We start from the raw sequence: 22,699 nt of genomic DNA on the forward strand, positions 1-22,699 counted from the left end.
ATTTCTTCTCCTCCGGCGCTTCAGTAGCGCTCGGTTTTGTACCATTTGGCTTCCCGTTTGAAAATGACGTCTTTGAGATAGTTATACAGTCCGTAAGCGGCAACCACCATCCACAGCTGGCAGTACGAAACATACATCAGCAGAATGATCCACAGATTCGACAGGCTCATCTCGCCTTTCTCCGTAGTCAGCGTAACGAAGATTCCGACCACGAACAGAACAATGGCGAGCAGCCACAGGAAGCTGCTGAGTCCGGCAATGGTCGTATGGACATACCCCATCGCATGGAGGACGAGCAGAACATCAGAGGTGACCAGCGAGATCAGGAGCAGGAAATAGATCGAGACATAATACAGGATATCAAAGCGGATCTTCGCCGCCTTCCGGTCGAAGAGGAGCGGAAGGTTCTTCACAATGACATAGATATTCCCCTTCGCCCAGCGTGTCCGCTGCTTGAACCAGACCTTCACCGTCTGCGGCTCCTGCTCCCAGGTGACCGATTTCGGCTGGAACTTGATCCGGTATCCCATCATATAAATGCGGAAGCTAATCTCCGTGTCCTCGGCAATTGCCTTGACATCCCAGCCGCCGATACTCTCTACAATAGACCTGCGCATAATGAAATTCGTTCCCGGAATCGTACAGAGCTTAAACAGCTTCCAGCGGCCGGCCTGCGCCATCCATTGAAACGACAGGGTCTCAATATTAATAAACCGGGTCAGCAGGCTTGCATCGCGGTTGCGGGTTCTGAACTTGCCGATCACTGCTCCCAGGGTGGAGTCATTCATGATCTCAGCCACAAGATAGCGCAAAGCGGTGCGTTCCGGTGTATTGTCTGCATCATAGATCGCAATGAGCTCCCCCGTGCTGCGGGTGAAGCCGATGTTCAGCGCATTGGATTTGCCTTTGCCGCCGGTAATAGCATCCGTATTAATGATGATCAGATTACGCTGCGGGTTCCTCCGCTGGATATCGCCCAGCAGCTCCGCGCTGTTATCCGAGGAATTATCGTTGATGACGATGATCTCATACCGGTCATGCGGGTAATCCAGCGCCAGCAGGGATTCCACCGTTTTGCTGATGACCACGCCCTCGTTATGCGCAGGGACCATAATCGTCACCATCGGATACTCACCTCTGATCTCCGGCACTGCCTTATTTTCAGTTTCAATATAGTACAGGTAGCCCGCTATAATCAGCGCTACATTCACCAGCAGCAGTGACCAGATGCAGATCACCGCAATGACCATCAGCACGTCTGAGACCGTCATATTATTCTCCTAATGTTGTTTGATTTTTCCGGGTTCCTTATTTCAAATATTTCCTCCGGTAGAGCCTGTAGCCGATCGTAAGCAGCCCTCCGAACAAGAGCAGTGCAATCAGGATCACAATAATAAAAAACCGGTTCTGCACGCTGAACAGCCTGTTGAAGCTTGTAGCCTGCTTCTCCTGGTACTGGTAATCGGCTGCGACTGTCTGCGGGGTATAGTCAACATTCAGATTGTTGCCGTTAATGTAAATTACCCCATCCGCTGATTCGATGGTATTGATGTCTGTAACAACGTTATGGGCCTCTCGTTTATAGTCGGCGAACGTATACCACTCTTCCCCCAGATTCTGCATCAGACTGTCCAGTGCAGCCTCATCTTCAGGCAAGTCGACAGTAACTGCCGCATTCAGCGGAAGCTCCGGCATCGCCTTGCCAGTCCTGCTGATCCCTTGCAGGAATTCCAGCGGCAGACTGTACAGGGTGGACGGGAAGGTCACAGAGGTGTCTGTCTGTTCCATATATCTGGCTTCTTCATCTGCATAGAGTACCGCCGAATCGAAGAAGCCCATACCCGCCGTAGAATACTCCTTGTCATACGTCCAGTAGCCTTCTGCAGCCATACCCAGCGGAGCTACACCGCCCTCTGCCAGCACATTGATGAAGCTGTTCATCTTGTCATGCAGCGACCGGTCACTAAGGCTAATCGGCGGTCTGACCGCCGGAGCATTGACTACAATGCTGCCGTTGCGGGACTGCACCGTTCTCAGGGCTTCCAGATACCGCTTCATCGCCGGAAAATCGGTATTGCCGAATACCGGCCGGACACTGGCGATGAATGGAATTCCGCTCTGATACAGCCGGTCTGCCGTTTGCTCAAGCAGCTCGAGATCGGAGAAGGGATAAATCTCCTTAAGCACCAGATACGTACGGGGCCGGGCGGAGGATTTCAGCCAATCCTTCAATACATAAGCGGCGGCCATGCTGCTTAAATCCCCCTGCTTCAGATAAGGCATATAAGTAAATTCGCCGCGGCTTACCGCGTAGGGCATTTGCACCCCGCCATCTTCAAAAGACCACCCGCCGTACGTACGGCCGCCCTGTGAAGCAGTGATATAAGGCATTTCTTCCACTTCCAGCGGAATGCCGGTGAATCCGCCGATGGAGAGGCTTGTGCTGGCTCCATACCACACGTCTGTCTTCAGCTGCAAGGCCTGCTGCACGCGGTCCGGCAGCTGGTATCCGACATACATCACAGACCCTTTATAACCCGCTGCGTCCTGCAAGTAAGCCCTATTCGTAATCTTCAGCTCCGCACTGTTAATGACGGTGATCATTCCGGAGTAGGCAGACAGGCTGCCTTGCTCATAATCGGATATATTCTTAAGCGTAACCTGTGCACTGTAGGCGGCAAGCAGCCGCTGCAGCTCTGCCACATTCCCTTCCTTTCCCGTGCCTTTCGCCAGGCTGTCATAGAGCAGCAGAATATGCTGCGCAGCGGCAGGTGACGCGGCGGCGGAAGCAGCCGGGGCGGGCAGCAGGAGATTCCCAGCCAGGAGCAGCAGCAGAACGATGATCCCTCCGCGTTTCAAATGCTCACCCCATTATTCAGGGCAGCATATTCTGGGGCCGGCACGGAAGGGGGTGCAGCCGGCATGGATTTCCGGGAGGAGATTCCGCGGCCAATGACGCTCGATATGACCTGGAAAGTGATCAGGTCAAAGGCTAAGGTAAACAAGAATTCATGCTTCGCAATATCGGCATCGCCTGCTCCGATAATGGAGACTACAATGCCGGACAATCCGACAAGCATTGTAGCCAGAATCACGAACAGCCGCTGCATTCCCCGGTAGTCCCGCGCCCGGACCGCGCTCACGAAGGAAGGCATATAGATACCTGTAATCACTGCCATCCAGAGGAGGATGAAGGCAAAGGTGCGGGGAGCCAGCTTCTCCTTCAGCGTACTGTACACGTTGAAGAAATGACTCTGCGCCCGGAACTCCTTGCCAGCAGATTTCTCATAATTCCCCATCGCCGCGGGCTTGATCGTATAGGCGCTTTCGGCAGCCGTATCGAGAATCGAGCCCAGCTGGTCCGGATGCGTAACATAATATTTCAGAATTGAGACGAAACCGTATTGGCTGTAGAAATCCTTTTCCAGCAGATCCGATTTCACATCCACGGTCCCGTATTGGTCATAATAGGTATTCTCTTTGAGGATTGCGTACTGTTCATTAATCCCGAAGGATTGAAGCGCGGTCTCCGGATTCTCTGATTCCATCAGCACTCCGCGGGTCATGGCATGATACTGGTTAATATTCACGAACTCTTTGGAGATATTAAGATAGGTGGCAATACCTGCGAACATCATCAGGGCAGCGGACAGGAGCGTGACCCAGCGGAACAATTTATCCCGGCGGATCCAGACAAGTGAGATAGAGAGCAGGGAAATTACCATGCCCACAGGAGCATTTTGCTGCTTGGAGGTCGTTAGGATCAGCGTGCTGACCAGAAGTACCGCCAGCATGGCGTAATCGTTGTATCGTTTGCGGTACAGCAGCAGCCATGAGGCGAACACCAGAATCATCGTGACCATTACCAGGCTTTCGCCGAAGAACGAATTGAAGTAGGCGGTATACCCCGTGTCCCCGAAGATAAAAACTGCCAGAGCCGCAACAATCATCCCCCGCTTCCGGGACATCTTGAACGTAACGGCTTCAATGAGCAGGTAGACAGCAGCCACATACAGGAGCGTATAGATCGCGGCCTGAAACCGGATATCGAATACTTCCCTGCTGAATACCAGCTTATTGACGAACAGCGCCAGCTTGATAAACAGGGACTGGGAGGAGACCAGCATTGAGCTGTTCTCGTTATAGTATTGGTAGATTCCAAACTGCTTGACGAAATACCCGAAATACTGGCTGTCATAATCCGGGAGGTTGAAGTACAGTCCATTGCTATATATAATCCGGAAAAAGTCACCGTTATCTGCCATTCCCACATAGGGAGCGGTAAAGAGAGCGATGACTGTTACGAGCAATACGCCAAAAGCCGCGGCAAACGCCGGGGTAATCCGAAGGCTGGCAAGGGTTATGCCGGGCCGGGTTGATGTTTTCACTGGGTTGTCTATCATACCGATTCACCTTCGTTACTATTGTTGTTGGTTGGAATAGGAATAAGCGAGGAGCGCCATCAGATTGTCAAAAGAATATGCCTGCCCGGCAGCCTCATCACCGAATCCGCCATACAGCGGACTTGCAGCATTTACAGCTCTGAATTCATTCATCCGTTCAATACTGGCCGCATAGAGGGACTGATCGCCCAGCACAGCGCCAATCATGGCCGTGAGCGCATAAATCGCCGTAGAACGGATATCATTCGTCCGCTGGCCCTCACGCGTATACTGCCCGTACAGTGTGCCTGCCGCAACCTGCTCTTTGATATAACGGATGCTCGCCGGCTTCTGCCGGTTGCTCTCGGCCAAATGAAGAATGGTAAGCAGCGACTCTACGGTGTTGATGTGTTCGGAGCTGTACAGGCCAGTCTTGTAATCGAACCTTGTCTCATAGAACGGGAAGGAGTCAGACAAATATCCGTCTTCCAGAATCCCGCCCATATTATTCAACAATATCCCGCTTAATTCGCTAGATATCGACAATTTTCGCAACACACTCAGATCAATATAACACAAAGTTACGAACCCGTTGGTAGTTTTGAAAATATTGTCATAAAAATCATACATGTATCCATCTTTTACATTATTATCATAGAATCTCCGGCTATATTTATCGGCTGCTTCCGTGTACTCCGGCTGATGAAATGCCTGTCCTGCTTCATACAGCGCACCGATCAGCCGCAGGTCGTCTACCGCTGCATTGACGGTGTATTGCTTCTGCTGCTTAGGACTGAACCTGTAGCTGAAGCCGCTCTCCATATCGAAGGTATCGCGGGCCAGCGTCCACTGCTGATCAAACCTCTCCTGATCGCCGTTAAGCACGGCTGCTCTCATCAGAAGAGAGGCTGATTCGCTCAGAACCTCATGGCCTGTAGCCATCTCCGCCGCTTCACCGGTTTCCTGCAAATTCGTATATACCCCGTAGGGTCCCGTGAGCTGCGTATCTATGAATTTCAGTAATTGCTGTTCTTCGTCCGCTGTGTCGAGCAGCGGCTCTTCCGGCACGTTCGTTCCCGCAGGAGTAACTGCCGGAGAAGAAGTAGCCGCGGAAGGTACGGGCCGGGCCTGATTATTGCTGCATGAGGTGATTAGAAGCAGCGATATACCCAGTGCAGCCGCCTTGCTGAGTGTACTCCCCAATTCATCACATCCTTAAAAGACAAGTCTTTATATTGGCCATAATAATATAACGGTAATTTATGTCACATTGTTTACTGTTTCTGCGAACATTATGTGTCTAATTTATAAATTATGCCATTTCTTCAAAAAAAGCAGAGCTGCCAGGATCGGAATGATCCGGGCAGCTCTGCTTATGGTATATAGTTCAGCCTCTTGTGATCCTGCGGTAAGTCTCCTCATCGGCGACTATATAAAGCCTGGCATCATCCGGGATCGGCTGCCCCAGCTTACGGTTAATGCCAAGGTCACCGCGGTCGGACAGCAGGGTAGCCCCCTGCCGCAGCAGATCCTGAAAGGCATCTCCATAGGTATTCCACGCACGGCTGCGCGGAATCTCATAGATATCATCACCATGCTGGCGGCTGAGCAGCTGGGTAATCACTTCAGAATTGCCTTCCTGCAGGGCAGATCTTACCGCGAGTCTGGAGATGGCATCATGGGAGAGCACGAACTCGTTCACCTGAACATGCTTGAAGTTCTGAATGTTCTTCTCCTGCATGATTTCTACGGTGGTATGTACTTGCGGGGCGATCCGCTCAATACTGGAGGCGATCAGCAGCGTCTTGCCGTCGCTCAGTGAGGCCTCGTCTATACGGGTATCGCCGAATACAATTGCCGCTCTGGCGCTCCCGATGTTCGCCTTCAGCAGGATATCATCACTGGAGGCATCACCGTTAATAAAGTGGACCTGCTCCAGCTGTTCCAGCGGATGACGGCCGTTCTCATCGATAATTACGATCTTGCAGTTCGCGTCATAACACAGAATTTCATCCACAGCCGCCTGTGTTTTGCGGTTCCAGTTAATCAGTACGACATGATTATGCCCGTGAAAGCTCAAGGTTCCGGCTCCTCTCCTGCGCTGCATCTCTCCCATGGCATCGATAATCTTACCGATAACCAAACTGAGCAGACCGATGCCAAAGATATATAAGAATATCGTAAATACCTTGCCGGTGACTGTTGTAGCGAAATAATCACCGTAGCCTACGGTAGCCATGGTGGTCATCACCCAATAAAAGGCGTTGAACCAGCTATGAAAAGTGTCCGGCTCCAGCAGGAAGGCAGTGGATGCACTCAGAATGACAAAGGCCAGGATGATCAGACCTATAGACTTCTTTTTTAGATGAAGCAGCTTACCGGAAATTCGGATTAGAAAGTGCAACGCTCATCCCTGCTTTCGGGTAGTTAGCTTAAACCGGCCGGGCAGCTGCTGCCAGAACATCCGAGGCACGGCAGCTGCCCTGCTGTCTGGCCGGTCCTTTTAAATAATCAGGCTGCTGACCGCAAACGCTGTTCCGATGAATACCATGCAGAGTGTTACGCCTACTGCAACATTCCCCTTCTGCAGCTGTTCCGAAATCCGGAAGCCCGGAGTGAACAGCTCAAAGATCCAGTAAGAGGCAACCAGACAGACATAGCCTACCGCAAACCAGAGCATCATGAACCAGATGGAGGTATTGGTATATGCCGCTACGCCGAGAATGATCGCCGTGGCCAGGAACTTGCCGCCAAAGGCCAGCGATACAGCGACATTCCCCTTCTTCAGCTCTTCCATATCCTTAAAAGGAGTCATCAGGGTGAATATAACCATACCCAGCACCTGAAGCAGAACAATGGTCAGAATACTAACCACCAGATTAATAAAGATCGTCAATTAGCCCACCCCCGGAATTTCGCATAGGCCGAATCATAGTCGGCGAAATCATGTACTTCCTCCAGCACCACTGAGGCTGTTTTTTGTTTCTCCAACGCGGTATAGCGCTTGTCATCAATCGGCTGCTTAATCCGGTTGCCGGAAGGCAGCTCGAGTACGGCAAAGTTTCTGGTTTTGTCCTGATACTGGGTTTTGTACACCCCGACAAGATCCACATCCGTCGTGATGGACACCTTCAGATTCGCCAGATCCTCCGTTGCCGTCTTCTGGTCACCGTATGATTTCAGCGTGGTCCAGGAGGACAGCCGGATCTCATTCTTCTGATCAGCATCTGTCACCAGCTCCGCATCCATGAACTGCAGTGTCCATACGGTGTCGCCTGTAGCATAATTGCCGTCGTTCGGCAGCAGCTCGTTATCCGGCAGTACGGTCATGTCGCTGCCGATCAGATCACCCACCTTGCCTTCGACTACCCGGTAATCCCACGGCACCCGCGACACGCTGTCCGTTGTTTCGGTATCGGTGTGGAACACACTGTTACTGTTTCCCGAGCATGCGCTTAGCAGCATGACTGCCAGAAGCAGCATTGCGGTCAGCACCCCGGCCCGGAATCTGCGTCCGGCGGCACGTCCCTCTCTACCCTTGTTCATCTTCAAGTCCCCTCACTCCTAGCGCGATAAAATGACTGGCATTGCCTGTAATCGGTCCGCCAGCCCGGCCGAGCAGCCCGCAGGGCTTCCCGTTAATCACGAACATGCCGGTCAGCAGGTGAAGCTCCCCTTCGCTGGTCTGAATCCGGGCCATTTCGGCTCTTTTTTGATAGACCACCGGGAACAGCTGGCTGCTGTCATACCCTTCCTCATCCTCTATTTCAAGCGTTCCGCTATCATCAAAAATCCGCACAGACCCGCCTTCCCGGCCGAAGACAGACTTGGACACAAAGCTTTCGGAGAATACCGCCTTATTGTACGTAGGCAGTATGTAACGGGAGATGACCTGGCGTTCCTCTTCGCTGAACAGCAGACCCAGTTCATACATCCCCCATACCGCAGCAATCAGCCCCTTGGATTGCAGGATAATACTATGCGGCCCGTTGAACAGCTGCAGCTTCCCGGTCTCGATGGCGTATGCCAGGGCGTCGCCGCCTTCATCCACAGCCATCCACTCCTTGGGATAGAGCGCGAACATCCGCTCAATGATCCGGTCCTCTGCGTCCTTCACTACACCTTCATCAATCCACAGGTCCAGACAATCGACGCAGCGGATATCCAGTCCGCTATGCGCTGCCAGGGCATCTATCGTTCCGGTATCCTCCTGATGGCTGCCATAGGCAACACAGGCTGCCGTATCCGGACGTTCAGCGCCCCAGGCTGCGGCAAGCTGCTGCTTCATTGCGGCATTCGGATTCCCGATACCCGCCTCTGCGCAGATCCACGGCGTGGCGATAGAGGCCTCCACATAGCCGGTCGGTGTATCCGCATTCAGCTCCAGCAGCTTAATGGTTCCGTCGCCGGCTACAGCAAAGTCAAATCTGGCATACCGGCTGATCAGCCCCGGCTCCGGCACAGGACAATCGTCAAGCATCTGCCATAGCACCGGGGGAATTCCCAGCAGATCATACAGGTCATGCTTAAGATGGACGTAGCGGACCGCCTTATCCAGAATCATCCACAGTCCTGATGAGGCATCCTTCAGTTCCCGGTAGGTCTCACCGCGCATCACAGCTATTGCATCCAGCCAATATTCCTCTTCCTCCAGGTCAGCCCAGGTGAAGCCCAGCTCATGCAGCTGCTGTACCCGGGGTGCCCGCTCCAGAGCGGACTGGTCCAGATATTCGAAGACGCTCTCTGCCGGGATCATCCGCCGAAGCCGCTCTTGCTTGAGCTTTTGCCGGAGCTTTTACTGGAGCTGGATTTGGACGTGGATGAGCTTGATTTGCCCGAGCCCAGCCCGCTGGAGGTGCCGCCGATTCCGCCTGATTTCGAAGAGGTTTTCCTTCTGGTGATGGAGCCGGTCGATGAAGTCGAGGTCTTCGGTTTCACCACTGATCCGGCTACAGGCTTGTTCTGGAAGCTGCCGCTGCTGTAGGTTGGCGGCTTATAGGCAGTGCGTGTGCCTCCGTAATAAGTCGGCCGGTCATTGTACCAGCCTCTTGAAGAGTAGAACGAGCCGCTGTTGAACAGCATGTGGTACAGAAGCACATCATCCCAGCCGAATCCTGAGTTATAACCGCCATAGTTGTTGATAACCGTTGTCCCGCCTGATGTTACCGCTCCCTGTCCTTCCTGAACAGTCTCTTCCTGATTCTCATCCGGATAGGGAATATTCCAGTCAACATTTTTGTCGAAATAATTCTTAACTTCCTCGGTAGACCAGGACACCAGCTTCGGTTCATCCCCTGTACCGCCGGTACTCCCGCTGGCACCAGCGCCTCCGGGAATAAATAACGCATTGGCCAGCAGGGCAATGCCGAGCGAGGTCGACAATACGCGGATCGGCTTGCCGTCAGGGGTGAACAGCCTGCTTACAGCAGGTTCTTTAACATTTTCGTCTTTTGCCAACTTGGGCCCTCCTTTCCTGATAATGTTCTTTAACCTTCGGTACGCATCGGAACCAGCAGAAGCTCAAGCTTCCCTTCGTCCACATTCAGCCGGCCCTCTACCGCCTCGAACTCACGGCCGCCTACGACTATATAATTCACATGCTCCAGGGCCGTAATCATGTTCATGCTCCAGACTCGCTCCTCAATAATCTGCAGCTCGCCTTCGGGCATCTTCTCAAACAGGATGACATTCATTCCATTATCCACTCCATACCAATCCCTTCTGAACGATCTTATGCTTCTGATACGCTGCCGCTATTATTTCGTTTCAACTCGCGCAGCCTGGAATATCTGTACCACAGCACCAGGCTTAATGAACATAAACTCACCACAAACAGCAGAATGTAAACATGCTTGTAGGCGGCGGCAGGCGCCAGGTTCCGCTTAGCATGCAGCAGCAAGCCAAGGGCGGCAACAGAAACGGAGCCGCCGAAGAACTGGATCAGCTGCAGCAGCCCCATGCCGGAGCCGATCCAGCTGCGGGGAAGAATGCCCGACGCCTCATTGTTCAGGGAAGCCATGGTCGCCGAGAATGACGGCGAGAAGCACAGATAACCCGCGAGCAGAATGAACGGGGATACGGACAGCTTCATGGCAAAGACGGCCAGGACAGCGGCAAGCACCCCGTGGCCGATAATCAGGAACCGGAGGTTGCCGTAGCGGTCTATCCAGTGGCCGACGTAGCGGGTCAGAATCGCGGACAGAATCGCTCCGGGCGCGATGAACAAGCCGATGCTCAGCGCCGATTCATGGAACAGGCCCGCCAGGGCAAGCGGCATGAGGAACAGATTGCCGAGGTTCAGCACCAGAATGCAGAACCCGATGGCAGTCAGCTTCAGATACCTGGGCATGCGCAGCAGCTGAGGGTTAATGAAGGAGTTCTCCGCTTGGGCCAGATGGCGGGCATGAATAAGCAGCGACACTACACTGGCCGCAAGCCACAGGTAGGACTGGCTGGTGACCGCCAGCAGCAGGCTGCCTGCGTTAAGAACCGTCAGGGCCGCCCCCGTCACGTCAAAAGCGGCAGGCTGGGGCTGTTCCTTCGGCAGCAGATGAAGCAGCACAGGCAGAACGATCAGCACGAGGCAGGTGATGCCGAACAGGCCATTCCAGCCGAAATACTGGCTGATCAGACCGCCGATAATCGGCCCGAGCCCGAATGCCATCGCGCTGCCTGCGGAGATCATGGCGATAGCTGCGCCGCGTCTCCCGACAGGAACATAGCGGCTGGCCAGCACAAGTCCGAGGCCTGCCATAACTCCGGCTCCTGCAGACTGCAGGATACGGGTCAACAGCAGGATGCTGAAGCTGTGCGCGAATAATCCGCAGACGGAGGCCAGACCCAGCGTAGTCAGACCGATGGTCAGCAGTCTGCGGATCGGCACCAGGTCAGGGCAGCCTGCTGTAGATCACAGTCGACAGGGCATAACCGATGGAATAGCTCGATATGATCCACGAGCCCAGGTCCGCTGATATGTGCAGATCCTGAATAATCGTAGGCAGCGATACATTAAACATAGTGGTGTTCATAACAACGATGAACAGGCAAAAGGTCCACAGGGGCATTACAACTTTGTCGTTCATTACTCCATCCCTATCTATATTATCTGTTCAGGCTCAACTAAATTCTATGCCTAACAAATAATAATGGCAATGTCCTTAGGATGAATGCCCCCGGCTGATTTATAGCACCTTCTGGACCCAGCTGTCTATGACATGATCCGGCCGGATGCCTAAATCGCGCTGCAGCAGTTCCTTATATTTATCATAGTGTTTCCTAAACCCGATGAAATCTCCCAGGTCGGCGTAACTTCTCAGCACCAGCCGGCAGATTTGATCGGAATACGGGTCCAGTGCCTGCAGAACCAGCAGCCTGTCCAGTGCCTGCCGGGGACGTACGGAGGATAATTCATATTCGGCCGAATGCAGCGACATGCGGATGAAGCGGACCTGCAATTCCTTGCGCCGCGTTTCTGCCCAGTCATAATGATGTTCTTCCAGATAATCTCCGCGGTACAGACTCAGCACCACTTCTCTGCGCGCCCATTCCTCTTCCGATTCCACAGAGGTACTGCAGTATCCCTGCTCGAATTCTTCCAGATCAAGCAGCACATTCTCCTTGGTCAGCCTGTACCGCTCCTGCGAGAACTCAACCTGCACGTCCATATTCCAGGCCTTAAGCAGTTTACGGATATGGTACACCGTTGTATGCAGGTTGGTTACTGCCTTCTCCGGTTGGAAGTCCGGCCAGACCCAATCCACAATGGTATCCTTAAGAATCCATTGGCCGCGGTTATGGAGCAGCAGGGCGAACACCTCCTGCGCTTTGCTGGTTCTCCACTGCATCTTGCGCCCGGGCTCCGTACTGTCCATGAACTCGAGACGTTTGAAGCAGAGAATCGAGAGCTGCTTGACGGCAGCTGCAGGCTCCGTGGGCGTCTCCACACGCGCTTCATTCTGCTCTATGCGGATCTCCAGGCGTTCGAGCGTCTTGCTCAGGCGCTGGGAGGTTACCGGCTTCAGCAGATAGTCGGCGGCGTTCAGTTCAAAAGCCTCAATAGCATACTCACTGTATGCTGTGATATAAACAATCCGCGTGCTACGGTCCAGACCGGCAATATACTCACCGGCTTCCAGCCCGTTCATCTCCGGCATGCCTATATCCAGGAAGACGATATCCGCCTTCTCCCGCTCCAGATGCTCCAATCCCCGTCTTGCCGACGTATACTTGCCGGTAATCTCCAGACGTCCGTCTTTCAGGAGCAGGCGCTCCAGATGCTGCAATGCAGGCTTTTCATCATCGATTAGTATCGCTTTCATTGAAAGGACTCACCTCATGTCATCGTTCTCGAGTTGTCGCTTACCTGGGAATTGTATAAGATATCGCCGTCCCCTGACCGGGCACACTATGAATACTCAGGCCTGTTCCGTACATTTTGAGCAGCCGTCGCTGAATATTCCGCAGTCCGATGCCGCCCTCTGTCCGCTCTTCTGACAGAACCTCCGCAATCCGCTGCGGAGACATCCCGACACCATCATCTTTGACGGCAACCACCAGCTGGCCGGGCAGCAGCTGAATCGACAGCTGCACTGTCCCTCCAGCCTCCTTCTGCATCAGCCCGTGGTTGACGGCATTCTCTACAATCGGCTGAATGCTGAGCGGCGGAACCAGTCCCATAATATCGTCCGGGACATCGAACTCGATATTCAGCCGCTCGTCAAACCGCGCCTGCTCGAGGGCAAGATAGGACTGAACCAGCCCCAGCTCCTTCTCAATAGGAACAGTCTGTCCCCGGTTCTGGAAGTCAAAGCTGCTCCGCAGGTACTGGCTGAGATCCAGCAGCAGATCAGTGGCCTTATCCGGGTCTACCGGACATACGGAGATAATCGCATTGAGCGCATTATACAAGAAATGCGGTTTGATCTGGGCCTGCAGGAAGGCAATCTCCGCCTGAACGGATATCCGGACAGACTTGCGCATATCGAGCAGTGTCTGCACACGCGCCTTGAACTCGCGCAGCTCCACCGGCTTGCTCAGATAATCATTGGCTCCGGCCTCGAACGCAGCCTGGATATCCTCGGGGCGGCTGCTCGCCATCAGCACCAGGATCGGCAGCTCCGACAGAACAAACCGTTCACGGATCGTTTTGCATAATAACAATCCGGGTATTTCCGGCATCACCCAGTCTGCAATGACAAGATCGAGTTCAGGGTACTGCTGTATTTTACTTATAGCTTCGGTCCCGCTGCTGGCCGTAATCACCGAATGATTCTCCAGCTGCAGCACATTAACCAGCACCTGAAGATTGACAGGATCATCATCCACAACCAGAATGAAGCAGCATTCCGCAGGCGGCGGAAGGACCGGCTCTTCTCCCGGCAGCTGGACTGCCGCTGCCGTCTCCCATCCGGTAATTTCCAGATACTCCTGCTCCAGCAGAGCTTTGCTTCTCCGCAGGATAGGTTGCGTGAAGCGGAAGACAGAGCCTTGCCCCAGCTCCGAATGCACCTCTATCTCTCCCCCGGCCAGCTCAACCAGCCTCTGGGTAATGCTGAGACCGAGGCCGTTTTCCCGGTAGGCCTTCTGGGCTGCGGGTCCGCTTGGATCATAGGCATCAAAGATGGAATGCAAACGCTCAGGAGCAATCCCCTGCCCCGTATCCGTGATAAGAATGGCAACATACTCTTCTTTAACCTCTGCAGACAGCGTTATCACGCCCTGAGGCGTATAATTGACGGCATTTGCCAATAAATTATGCAGAATTTGAGCAAGGCGCTGTTCATCCGTCTCCAGCAGGGGAAGATTGCCGGGCAGGTCCAGGCGGAATTCAAGATTGTCCTTTCCGTATACCTGGCGCGTCACCTCCATAATGGAGACAGCCGCGGTGCGGAGATCCACCGCCTGCCGGCGCAGAAAGAGCGAGCCGTGATTCAGCTTCGCGAAGTCAGACATATCATTGATTAAGGCAGACAGCCGCTTGCCCGTCGAGACAATCATGAGCAACTGCTCACTCTGGGCACTGCTCACGGAACCTGCCGCACCCTGCGCCAGTGTCTGGGCCATGTTGACCATTCCCTGCAGCGGCTTGCGGAGCTCATGGGAAGTGTCAGAGATGAAATCGTCCTTCAAGCCATCGAGTGTCTGCAGCCTGCGTGACAGCTGCCCCACCTCAAGGAAAGACGACGCATATTGCCGGGTCATAATAATCGCCTGAACGAATCCGAACAGGACAATCTCGTAAGAGATTATAAAATAGCTGAATGACAGGTTCATAAAACTGACCAGATAGCAGATAATAACGACGCTGAGACTCTCAATGCTGACCATCATCAGGAACATATTTTTCGGGTTCCGTCTTGTCCCCTGAACCATAGAGTAGAGCACAAAGCCGATACTTACCGAACCCCAGGTCAGCAGCAGGCCCTCCAGATAGCTGAACAGATAGGCCGGCATGAATATAGAGATCAGCAGCAGCACGCTCGTAATCATTTTAGAGGCCTTAATGACCGCAATAGACATCGGGTAATTCACCGAATTGGCGACATAGCGCAGCAGATAATAGTAGACCAGCGTGGAAGAAGCCAGCTGCAGCTTGAGCACAATTTCATACGGAAGCCCGGGAAGCCCTGCCGCGATCAGCTTCTCGCCGTGGGTCAGAATGTAGACAAAGGCCGCCATGCAGAATAGACCCAGATAGAGGGTGACCCCCCGGCTCTCTCTTACCTTGGAGAACATCAGCAGGAATAAAGAAAGAATAATAAATCCAAACAGCGCCCCGCCGTCTACAAACAGCGCAAATTCGCGGTGCTTCAGAATAGAGGCCTGATCACCGATGACAATCGGCAGAACGATACCGCCGGAGGAGTAGCTGTAATTCGCCACCTGTACAATAATCTCCATGGTATCTCCGGTCACCGAAGCAAACCCCGTATAGGGTATATTATTCTGCCTCCCCTCAGAAGCGATGGGAGCAGGGCTGCCGCTGCTGCCAATCTCCTGCCCGTTCACGAAGACCCGGCTTGCCGTACGGATGTTGCTGGTGCGCAGACCGTATATCACGGCTTCCCCATAGGCAATCCTGGCCTGCAGACGGTAAGTGCCGTACCCTTTGGCTGAGGGTTCACCGGTGACGGATATATAAGGATTCCATTTCCCGGGAACCTGAACCATTCCGGACACGGCAGGCATGCCCGGGTCCTTCCGCTCCGGGGAGAACACCTCAGGCATCAGCAGCGCACCGCGGTACAGCTCCCATTCCCCGTTCAGCTTCACAACCCCGTCTTTGCGGAAGTCCCAGCTGCGCAGATCAATCATCCCTTGCCGGGCTTGCGGCATTCCGCGGTTTATATGGAGAGTCTGGAGGACAGAGAGCAATGGAAGGATCAACACCAGCACCAGACTGCCTACAATACTCAGCCAATATTTTTTCATGCCCCATGCCATTCCCTTCTAGCTGTCATTGTATAAATTATACATTAAATTCCGTTTATTTAAGTGCAATAAAAAAAGCCGATTCCCATTTATTTCGGAATCGGCTGCTTATCTTATTAGATTAAAATTTTAGGAATATTTTACTTTACTTCCGGAGCTGCGACTGCGGAAGCTGTGCTCTCCTGGGTTTTGGACAGAAAGATATTAAGAATAATTGCTGTCAGAGACCCGGATACGATCCCGTTCTGCAGCAGCATTCTGGCGAACTCCGGCAGCTGGTCGAACATGGACGGCAGCACAGCAGAGCCGAGACCGACAGCAATACTGCAGGCGGCAATCAGCAGATTGCCGTCCTTATGCAGGTCAACATCCGAGAGAATCGACATGCCGGATGCGGCAACCGATCCGAACATGACAATCATCGCCCCGCCAAGCACCGCATTCGGCACGACTGTAGTCAGCGCTGCCAGCTTCGGCAGCAGCCCGAGCACGATCATAATTCCGCCGGCGGCAAAAATAACATTGCGCGTCTTCACCCGGGTCAGCGACAGCAAGCCGACATTCTGGGAGAACGCCGTATAAGGGAAAGCATTAAACAATCCGCCGAGCATGATGGCAAGCCCTTCAGAACGCAGGCCGTTCACGATCTGCTTCTGTTCCACCTGCTGGTCCGTAGCCTTGCCCACGGCAAAGTACACACCTGTCGATTCCACCATGGACACAATATTAACGATAATCATCGTGAAGATCGCCGTAATGCTGAACTGCGGCCAGCCGAAGTAGAAGGGCTGGGCCACACTCACCCAAGAGGCCGTAGTCACTGTAGAGAAATGTACGATGCCCATAGCATAGCCGATTACGGTTCCGACAACCAGGCCTACCAGTACAGATACGGAACGCAGGAAGCCTGTAGTCAGACGGTTCACCGCCAGAATTACGAGCAGTGTAATCAGCGCCAGCAGCAGATTGCGGGGCTGGCCGAAATCAGCGCTGCCCTGTCCGCCGGCCACATTATTCATCGCTACCGGGATCAGCGAGAGCCCGATGATAGTTACTACGGAGCCGGTTACTACTGTAGGGAAGAATTTCAGCAGCTTCCCGTATATCGGGGCTGCCAGTACAACGAACAGACCGGAGATAATAATAGCCCCGTACGCTGTCGGGAGGTTGGAGCCTGAAGCGATAGCGATAATCGGGCTGACTGCGGTAAAGGTACAGCCGAGTACAACGGGAAGTCCGCTTCCGAAATACTTGCTGCCCATAATCTGCAGCAGCGTTGCCAGCCCGCAGGTGAACAGATCCGCTGCGATCAGATACGCCATCTGCGTTCCGTTCAAATTCAGTGCCCCGCCGACCACCAGCGGCACAATCACAGCTCCGGCATACATGGCCAGCACATGCTGAAGCCCGAGGGCGAATATCTTCTGTTTGCTTAGCATCCTGCACTCTCCTTAATTAGTTCTTCCGCACGGGCACTGCCGGTGCCGGGATTATCTATAAAGTGAACTTCCCCCGGAGACATCGAAGCAATCCGTGCCAGGGCATGTACCGGGATTCCGCGCTGCTCCAGCAGGCTGCGTCCTTCCTGGAAGCTCTTCTCAATGACACAGCCGACTCCCATCAGCTGCGCCCCGGACTCCTCCACGATATCGCATAGGCCTACAAGCGCTGCACCGGTAGCCAGAAAGTCATCGACAATCAGCACGTTGTCGCCAGGTCCGAGGTACTTCTGCGAGATGCTGATCAGGTAGTCTTCCTGACGGGTGAAGGAATGCACCGGTGCGGAATAGACCGCCTCGGAGAGGGTAACAGCCTTCTTTTTCTTGGCATAAATAAACGGCACACCCAGCGCAATGCCTGCAGCCATGGCGAACTGGATGCCGCTGGCCTCTACAGTCAGCACCTTGGTGATGGGCTGGTCTCCGAAGATAGCTTTGAATTCCTGCCCGATTTGCAGCGCAAGCTCCGTGTCCACCTGATGGTTCAGAAACGAGTCTACCTTCAGCACAGTCTCCGATAGAATTAAGCCTTCTTGTCTAATGCGTTCCTCCAGTACTTTCATTACAGCGATTCTTCCTCCTTTAAAATAAAAAAGACAGATCCCCTTGAGTGTTTCTCTCAAGTGAATCTGTCCTTCTGGGTTTTTGTCCCTTAGTGGTGTAACACATAAGCGTGTCCGCATCGCTTGGACCAGTCCTTCCCCTGCCGCAGCACAAGAAACGGAACCCTAGATGCGCTATTTCACTCATAGTCGGATAATTACAGTGGTCATCCGGTAGAAACTTATGGGCCATATTCCCAAGATTATATGAGGTATTATGATAAGTCTGTTTTTAAAAACCTTCGTATATCTTACACGCTCTGTATGATCCTTACAAGCAAAATTTTAAGTATATTTGCTGTGGATTTCAAAGTGTTTCATGAAATACACGCGTATTTCATCACCGATTCTCCCTGCTCACTAGGCAACCGTTTGTTTATGGGGTGGCAGCGCCCGTATTCCTCACCCTTCCTTCCTCCGCGCATTAATGATAAGGAAAACCTACGCAGGGAGGCATGATACGGATGGCTAAGCAAAAGGACCGGATAACTGTCATTATTCAAAAAGGGAAGCAGCGGATTGTTACCCGCACCCCGCTGGCCGGCATCAGCCGGCTGGTGTTTGTTATCAATAACCAATATACCAACGCAGCCAATACCACACAGATTGCCAGCGGCGCCGGCCGGAGCAGCGCAGCAGGCAGCAATGCAGCCATTGCTTCACCCTATACCCGCCAGCAGGAGAGCGTCGGAGCCGGGGGAACTGCGGCGAACACAGGCAGCAGGGGATACCGGGGCACCCGCCGTCACGCGCCGCTGCTTCATCCGCGCGCCGGAGAGAAGGAGATTGTCATCGTCGTGAACAACCAGACCGTGAAGCTCCCGAGGGGCAGCAGTAGCTCCTCCGCCACACAGGTCGGCAGCGGCAGCGGAACCTACAGCTCGGGCGGGACCAATGCCGCCATCGAGAGTCCCGGATCCAAGCAGCAGCAGGCGGTCGGCGGCGGTGCAGGCGGCCATGCTTCGAACCGTGCTGCTGCCCGTCGGCGTCAGGGCGGCAGCCGGCGGCGCTGACGCCGCCTGCCGGGAAATTCAATCCTTTTATACTGGAAAATAACACCGGAAACCTTGTAAAAATCAGGTTTTTCGGTGTTTTCTCTGTGTCCTCTATATCGCCCGGCGTCTATTAAAAGTATACTTATATATATTTAGTAGTACTAACTGAACAAAGGCGGCGAACTATGAGGATTAAACAACAGGTTTGGTTAGCAACATCGGTTTCTATACTGCTTCTGGGCAGTATGATTATTATATCTTCACTCTATTTGGAAGGCATTCCGCGTCTCTTCATTAATGGATTAGGCGGGGGCGGGATTCTGATTGGAATAGGCCTTATCTTCAGCATTCACCGGAATATTGACCACGGGCTGGACCGGATTACGAACATCTCCCGGGATATCGCCGACGGGACGCTTAATCCTGCAGCCGCAGCAACCGTACGCAAGGATGAATTCGGACTGCTCGCAGCTTCTTATTATAAACTCGCGGCCGATCTTCATCACAGAACCGCCGAAGAACGCGAACTGCGGCTGAAGGCGGAGGAGCAGGCCTGGATTAACACGCAAGTGTCAGAGATGGCGCTGCAGCTTCAAGGGTCGGTGCATCTGCAGACGGCAGCGCGTGTATTTATCAGCAGGCTGGCCGCCGCTGTCGGCGGAAGCTATGGAGCCGTATATGTGAAGCACGGAGGTCAGCTGAACTTCGCGGCAGGCTATGCCTTTGACGAATCGGCTGGCCGCGGCGAACCCATTCAGCTGGGCAGCGGACTGGTCGGACAATGTGCGGTGGATCAGCAGACCATCGTGCTGGAGGATCTTCCGGAGCACTATATCAAAGTCCATTCCGCGCTGGGCGAAGCTTCCCCTTCATCGCTTATCGTAGTCCCGATCATGCATGAGCTGGAAGTGGTCGCCGTAATGGAGCTGGCAGCGTTGCACCCGTTCGGTTATAAGGAGCATCAGCTGATCGAGCGGGCCGGCCAGAACATGGGGGTGCTGATCAATACTTTGGCCGGCGTGGCCAGAATTGAAGAGCTGCTGAGCGAAACCCGGCTGCAGAAGGACGAGCTCGAAGCGCAGACCGAGGAACTGACGGCACAGACCCAAGAGCTGGAGGCACAGACCGAAGAGCTTATGGCCCAAACCGAGGAGCTGCGGCTGCAGACGGATCAGCTGCAGGATCAGGGAGAAGAGCTGAAGATGCAGGCCGAGAGCCTGCTGTCCTCCAATGAAGAGCTTCAGGCGCAAATGGAGCTGACAGAGGAACAAAAAGCCGAGATTGAAGCCCAGGCCGATGAGCTGAGGCAGCAGACGGAAGAACTGTACGCCTCCAATCTGGAGCTCCAGCAGCAAATGGAGATTACCAGCCGGCAATCGACAGAGATCAAGGCACAAGCCGATGAATTATCGGCCGCGAACCGCGATATGCAGAAGCAGCTCCAGCTTACAGAACGCCAAAAGGCCGAGATTGCCGATCAGGCTGAAGAGCTTCAGGCCCAGACGAATGAACTTCTGGATCAGAAGGAAGAACTCCAGGCACAGACTGAGGAGCTTCAAGCTCAAACGGAAGAACTTCAGGCCCAGACGGACGAGCTCCAGGCTCAGGCCGATGAGCTTCTGACCCAGAAAGAAGAGCTTGCAGCCTCCAATGATCAGCTGCTGCTCCAAGTCCGGCTTACCGAGCAGCAGAAGGAAGAAATTCAGGCACAGGCCCAGGAAATCTTCATGGCTGCCCAGTATAAATCGGAATTCCTCGCCAACGTGTCGCATGAATTGCGCACACCGCTGAACAGCCTGCTGATTCTCTCGCAGATCCTCGCCGAGAACAAGGAAGGCAATCTTGAGAAGAAACAGCTGGAATATGTGCATACCATCTTCTCAGCAGGCAAGGATCTGCTGCAGCTGATCGATGAGATTCTCGATCTGGCCAAGCTGGAGGTCGGCAAAATGACTCCTGTTCTTGAACCGGTCTCTTTACAGGACCTCAGCAACCATATTTTCCGCCATTTTGAACAGCAGGCCAAGAAAAAGAATCTCCGGTTCGATGTCCATTCAGACAACAGGCTGCCTGACCATCTAATGACCGACGGCCACAGACTGCAGCAGATTATGAATAATCTGTTGTCCAATGCTATTAAGTTCACCCCGGAGCAAGGCTCCGTTTCCCTGTCCATCCGCACCAGCGGCGAAGAAGTAGTCCTCGCTGTCAGCGATACCGGCATCGGCATTGCCGCCTCCAAACTGGGAAGCATCTTCGAAGCGTTCCAGCAGGCGGACGGCACCACCAGCCGCAAATACGGCGGCACCGGTCTTGGACTTACGATCTGCCGCGAGCTGGCTACCCTGCTGGGCGGAAGAATTGAAGTGGATTCCGTTGAAGGCAAAGGCAGTACCTTCTCGCTGATCATTCCTGCAGTTGAGCCGGGAGAGGACGCACAGGCGCTGGCTGCCGCTACCTTTGCAGCCGCAGCCACTGCGGATATGCCGGGTTCCGAGACCGGCAGCCGGGAGAATCCTGCTTTCCGGGAATCGTTCGTTCCCGATATTTCCATCACCAATCCGAAGCTGCTGCAATATGCCGAGATGGAGGATGACCGCGGCAATCTGCTCCCCGGCGACACTCTCCTGCTGATCATAGAGGAGGATGCGGAATTCGCCACTATGCTGCTTGAACTGGCGCGCAGCCGGGGCTTCAAGGCGATCGTTGCCTTCCAGGGCGATCAGGGTCTGGCGCTGGCACATGCCTACAAGCCCGATGCCATCCTGCTGGATCTGCATCTTCCCGTTCTGGACGGCTGGTCGATTATCAGCCGGCTGAAGAGCCGGCCGGAGCTGCGCCATATTCCGGTGCATGTCATCTCCACAGCCGAGGAGAATCAGCAGAGCCTGGCGATGGGCGCCTTGTCCTTCTGGAAGAAGCCAAGTGATTATGCCGAACTGGAGGCAGCCTTCCTGCAGATTGAGACGTATATCCGCCGTCCGGTGAAGAGCCTGCTGATTGTTGAAGACAACAAGATGCTGCGCAGCAGCCTTGTCGAATTCATCGCGCATCCCGATGTGAACATTATTGCGGTCGGCACAGGCAGGGAAGCGATGGAGCATCTGGCCAGTCATCATTTTGACTGCATGGTGCTGGACTTAGGCCTGTCGGATATTTCCGGCTTCGATCTGCTGGAGCAGGTCAAAACCAACCGTAAGCTGCAAACCCTGCCGGTCATTATCTATACAGGCAAGGATCTCAGCAAGACCGATGAGCAGCGCCTCAAGCACTACGCCGAGAGCATTGTTATCAAGAATGTACGGTCTATGGAACGGCTCTACGATGACACAGCCTTATACCTCCACCGCAAGCATGCTGACCTGCCGCTGGATAAGCAGCAGCTGATCGAGAATCTGCACAATCCGGAGTCGGCCTTTGCCGGAAAAAGCATTCTGCTTGTGGATGATGATATGCGTAATATTTTTGCGTTATCCAGTGTGCTCGAAGGTTATAATATGGAGATCAGCTTTGCCCAGAACGGTAAAGAAGCCCTGGAGCATCTGGAGACACACCCGGGCGTTGAGCTCGTATTCATGGATATTATGATGCCTGAGATGGATGGTTACGAGACCATGAAGCATATCCGGCTCAGACCGGAGTATGACCAGCTGGTGATTATCGCGCTGACCGCCCGCGCCCTGGAGGAAGACCGGGTCAAATGCCTGCAGGCCGGAGCGAACGATTATATATCCAAACCGATCAATACGACACAGCTGGTGAGTGTGCTGAAATTATGGTTGATTCAGTAG

At 53.7% G+C, this 22,699-nt stretch carries 18 protein-coding genes and 1 riboswitch; of the genes, 2 read left to right on the top strand and 16 right to left on the bottom strand.

All coding sequences use genetic code 11. The features are described from left to right. Positions 1-20: 20 nt before the first annotated feature. The 16 genes from NSQ73_RS28825 to NSQ73_RS28900 form a co-directional block, all read right to left on the bottom strand. Positions 21-1,271 (bottom strand): glycosyltransferase family 2 protein, encoded by a 1,251-nt coding sequence (locus NSQ73_RS28825; protein WP_340989607.1) that lies wholly within the window; start codon positions 1,269-1,271, stop codon positions 21-23. Between the two features lie 37 nt (positions 1,272-1,308). Then, the gene (locus NSQ73_RS28830) at positions 1,309-2,859 is read right to left on the bottom strand and encodes a hypothetical protein (RefSeq protein WP_340989608.1); all 1,551 of its coding nucleotides are present in this window, start codon (positions 2,857-2,859) and stop codon (positions 1,309-1,311) included. Then, complete coding sequence (gene wsfD / locus NSQ73_RS28835; RefSeq protein WP_340989610.1) at positions 2,856-4,403, bottom strand: glycan biosynthesis hexose transferase WsfD; 1,548 nt, start codon at positions 4,401-4,403, stop codon at positions 2,856-2,858. Before wsfD ends, NSQ73_RS28830 begins: the two co-directional genes overlap by 4 nt. 18 nt (positions 4,404-4,421) lie before the next feature. Next, positions 4,422-5,585: a hypothetical protein gene (locus tag NSQ73_RS28840; protein ID WP_340989612.1), complete on the bottom strand. Its 1,164-nt coding sequence runs from the start codon at positions 5,583-5,585 to the stop codon at positions 4,422-4,424. A 184-nt stretch (positions 5,586-5,769) separates the two neighbouring features. After that, entirely contained in the window at positions 5,770-6,786 is a 1,017-nt protein-coding gene (locus tag NSQ73_RS28845; RefSeq protein WP_340989614.1) for a potassium channel protein, read from the bottom strand. Between the two features lie 99 nt (positions 6,787-6,885). After that, positions 6,886-7,278: a DUF350 domain-containing protein gene (locus NSQ73_RS28850; RefSeq protein ID WP_340989617.1), complete on the bottom strand. Its 393-nt coding sequence runs from the start codon at positions 7,276-7,278 to the stop codon at positions 6,886-6,888. Beyond that, complete coding sequence (locus tag NSQ73_RS28855) at positions 7,275-7,928, bottom strand: signal peptide protein (protein ID WP_340989619.1); 654 nt, start codon at positions 7,926-7,928, stop codon at positions 7,275-7,277. Before NSQ73_RS28855 ends, NSQ73_RS28850 begins: the two co-directional genes overlap by 4 nt. After that, positions 7,915-9,138, bottom strand: coding sequence for a glutathionylspermidine synthase family protein (locus NSQ73_RS28860; protein ID WP_042140404.1), 1,224 nt, complete (start codon positions 9,136-9,138; stop codon positions 7,915-7,917). Before NSQ73_RS28860 ends, NSQ73_RS28855 begins: the two co-directional genes overlap by 14 nt. Then, positions 9,135-9,839 carry a hypothetical protein gene (locus tag NSQ73_RS28865; protein ID WP_042140405.1) on the bottom strand — a complete coding sequence of 235 codons (705 nt, stop codon included), beginning with the start codon at positions 9,837-9,839 and terminating at the stop codon, positions 9,135-9,137. Before NSQ73_RS28865 ends, NSQ73_RS28860 begins: the two co-directional genes overlap by 4 nt. Before the next feature lie 29 nt (positions 9,840-9,868). After that, positions 9,869-10,087 (bottom strand): hypothetical protein, encoded by a 219-nt coding sequence (locus NSQ73_RS28870; RefSeq protein ID WP_167549589.1) that lies wholly within the window; start codon positions 10,085-10,087, stop codon positions 9,869-9,871. A gap of 26 nt (positions 10,088-10,113) precedes the next feature. Beyond that, the gene (locus tag NSQ73_RS28875) at positions 10,114-11,265 is read right to left on the bottom strand and encodes an MFS transporter (protein WP_340989621.1); all 1,152 of its coding nucleotides are present in this window, start codon (positions 11,263-11,265) and stop codon (positions 10,114-10,116) included. A 4-nt stretch (positions 11,266-11,269) separates the two neighbouring features. Beyond that, complete coding sequence (locus NSQ73_RS28880) at positions 11,270-11,464, bottom strand: MFS transporter (RefSeq protein ID WP_246354467.1); 195 nt, start codon at positions 11,462-11,464, stop codon at positions 11,270-11,272. Positions 11,465-11,563: 99 nt separating this feature from the next. Then, entirely contained in the window at positions 11,564-12,700 is a 1,137-nt protein-coding gene (locus NSQ73_RS28885) for a response regulator (RefSeq protein ID WP_340989622.1), read from the bottom strand. Positions 12,701-12,740: 40 nt separating this feature from the next. Beyond that, complete coding sequence (locus NSQ73_RS28890; RefSeq protein ID WP_340989624.1) at positions 12,741-15,812, bottom strand: ATP-binding protein; 3,072 nt, start codon at positions 15,810-15,812, stop codon at positions 12,741-12,743. 140 nt (positions 15,813-15,952) lie between these two features. Next, positions 15,953-17,251 (bottom strand): nucleobase:cation symporter-2 family protein, encoded by a 1,299-nt coding sequence (locus NSQ73_RS28895; protein ID WP_340989626.1) that lies wholly within the window; start codon positions 17,249-17,251, stop codon positions 15,953-15,955. Further along, a complete protein-coding gene (locus NSQ73_RS28900; RefSeq protein ID WP_171719155.1) occupies positions 17,245-17,874 on the bottom strand; it encodes a xanthine phosphoribosyltransferase in 630 nt (209 codons plus the stop codon). The genes NSQ73_RS28895 and NSQ73_RS28900 overlap by 7 nt, the downstream gene beginning before the upstream one ends. Before the next feature lie 166 nt (positions 17,875-18,040). Next, positions 18,041-18,144, bottom strand: a riboswitch (purine riboswitch). 233 nt (positions 18,145-18,377) lie between these two features. Between NSQ73_RS28900 and NSQ73_RS28905 the strand changes: the two genes are divergently transcribed. Both NSQ73_RS28905 and NSQ73_RS28910 read left to right on the top strand, forming a co-directional pair. Beyond that, complete coding sequence (locus tag NSQ73_RS28905) at positions 18,378-18,926, top strand: hypothetical protein (RefSeq protein ID WP_340989627.1); 549 nt, start codon at positions 18,378-18,380, stop codon at positions 18,924-18,926. 167 nt (positions 18,927-19,093) lie between these two features. Next, complete coding sequence (locus NSQ73_RS28910; protein ID WP_340989629.1) at positions 19,094-22,699, top strand: response regulator; 3,606 nt, start codon at positions 19,094-19,096, stop codon at positions 22,697-22,699.

It is taken from the genome of Paenibacillus sp. FSL R10-2736 (assembly GCF_038000245.1).
Classification (GTDB): Bacteria; Bacillota; Bacilli; order Paenibacillales; family Paenibacillaceae; genus Paenibacillus_AQ; species Paenibacillus_AQ phytohabitans.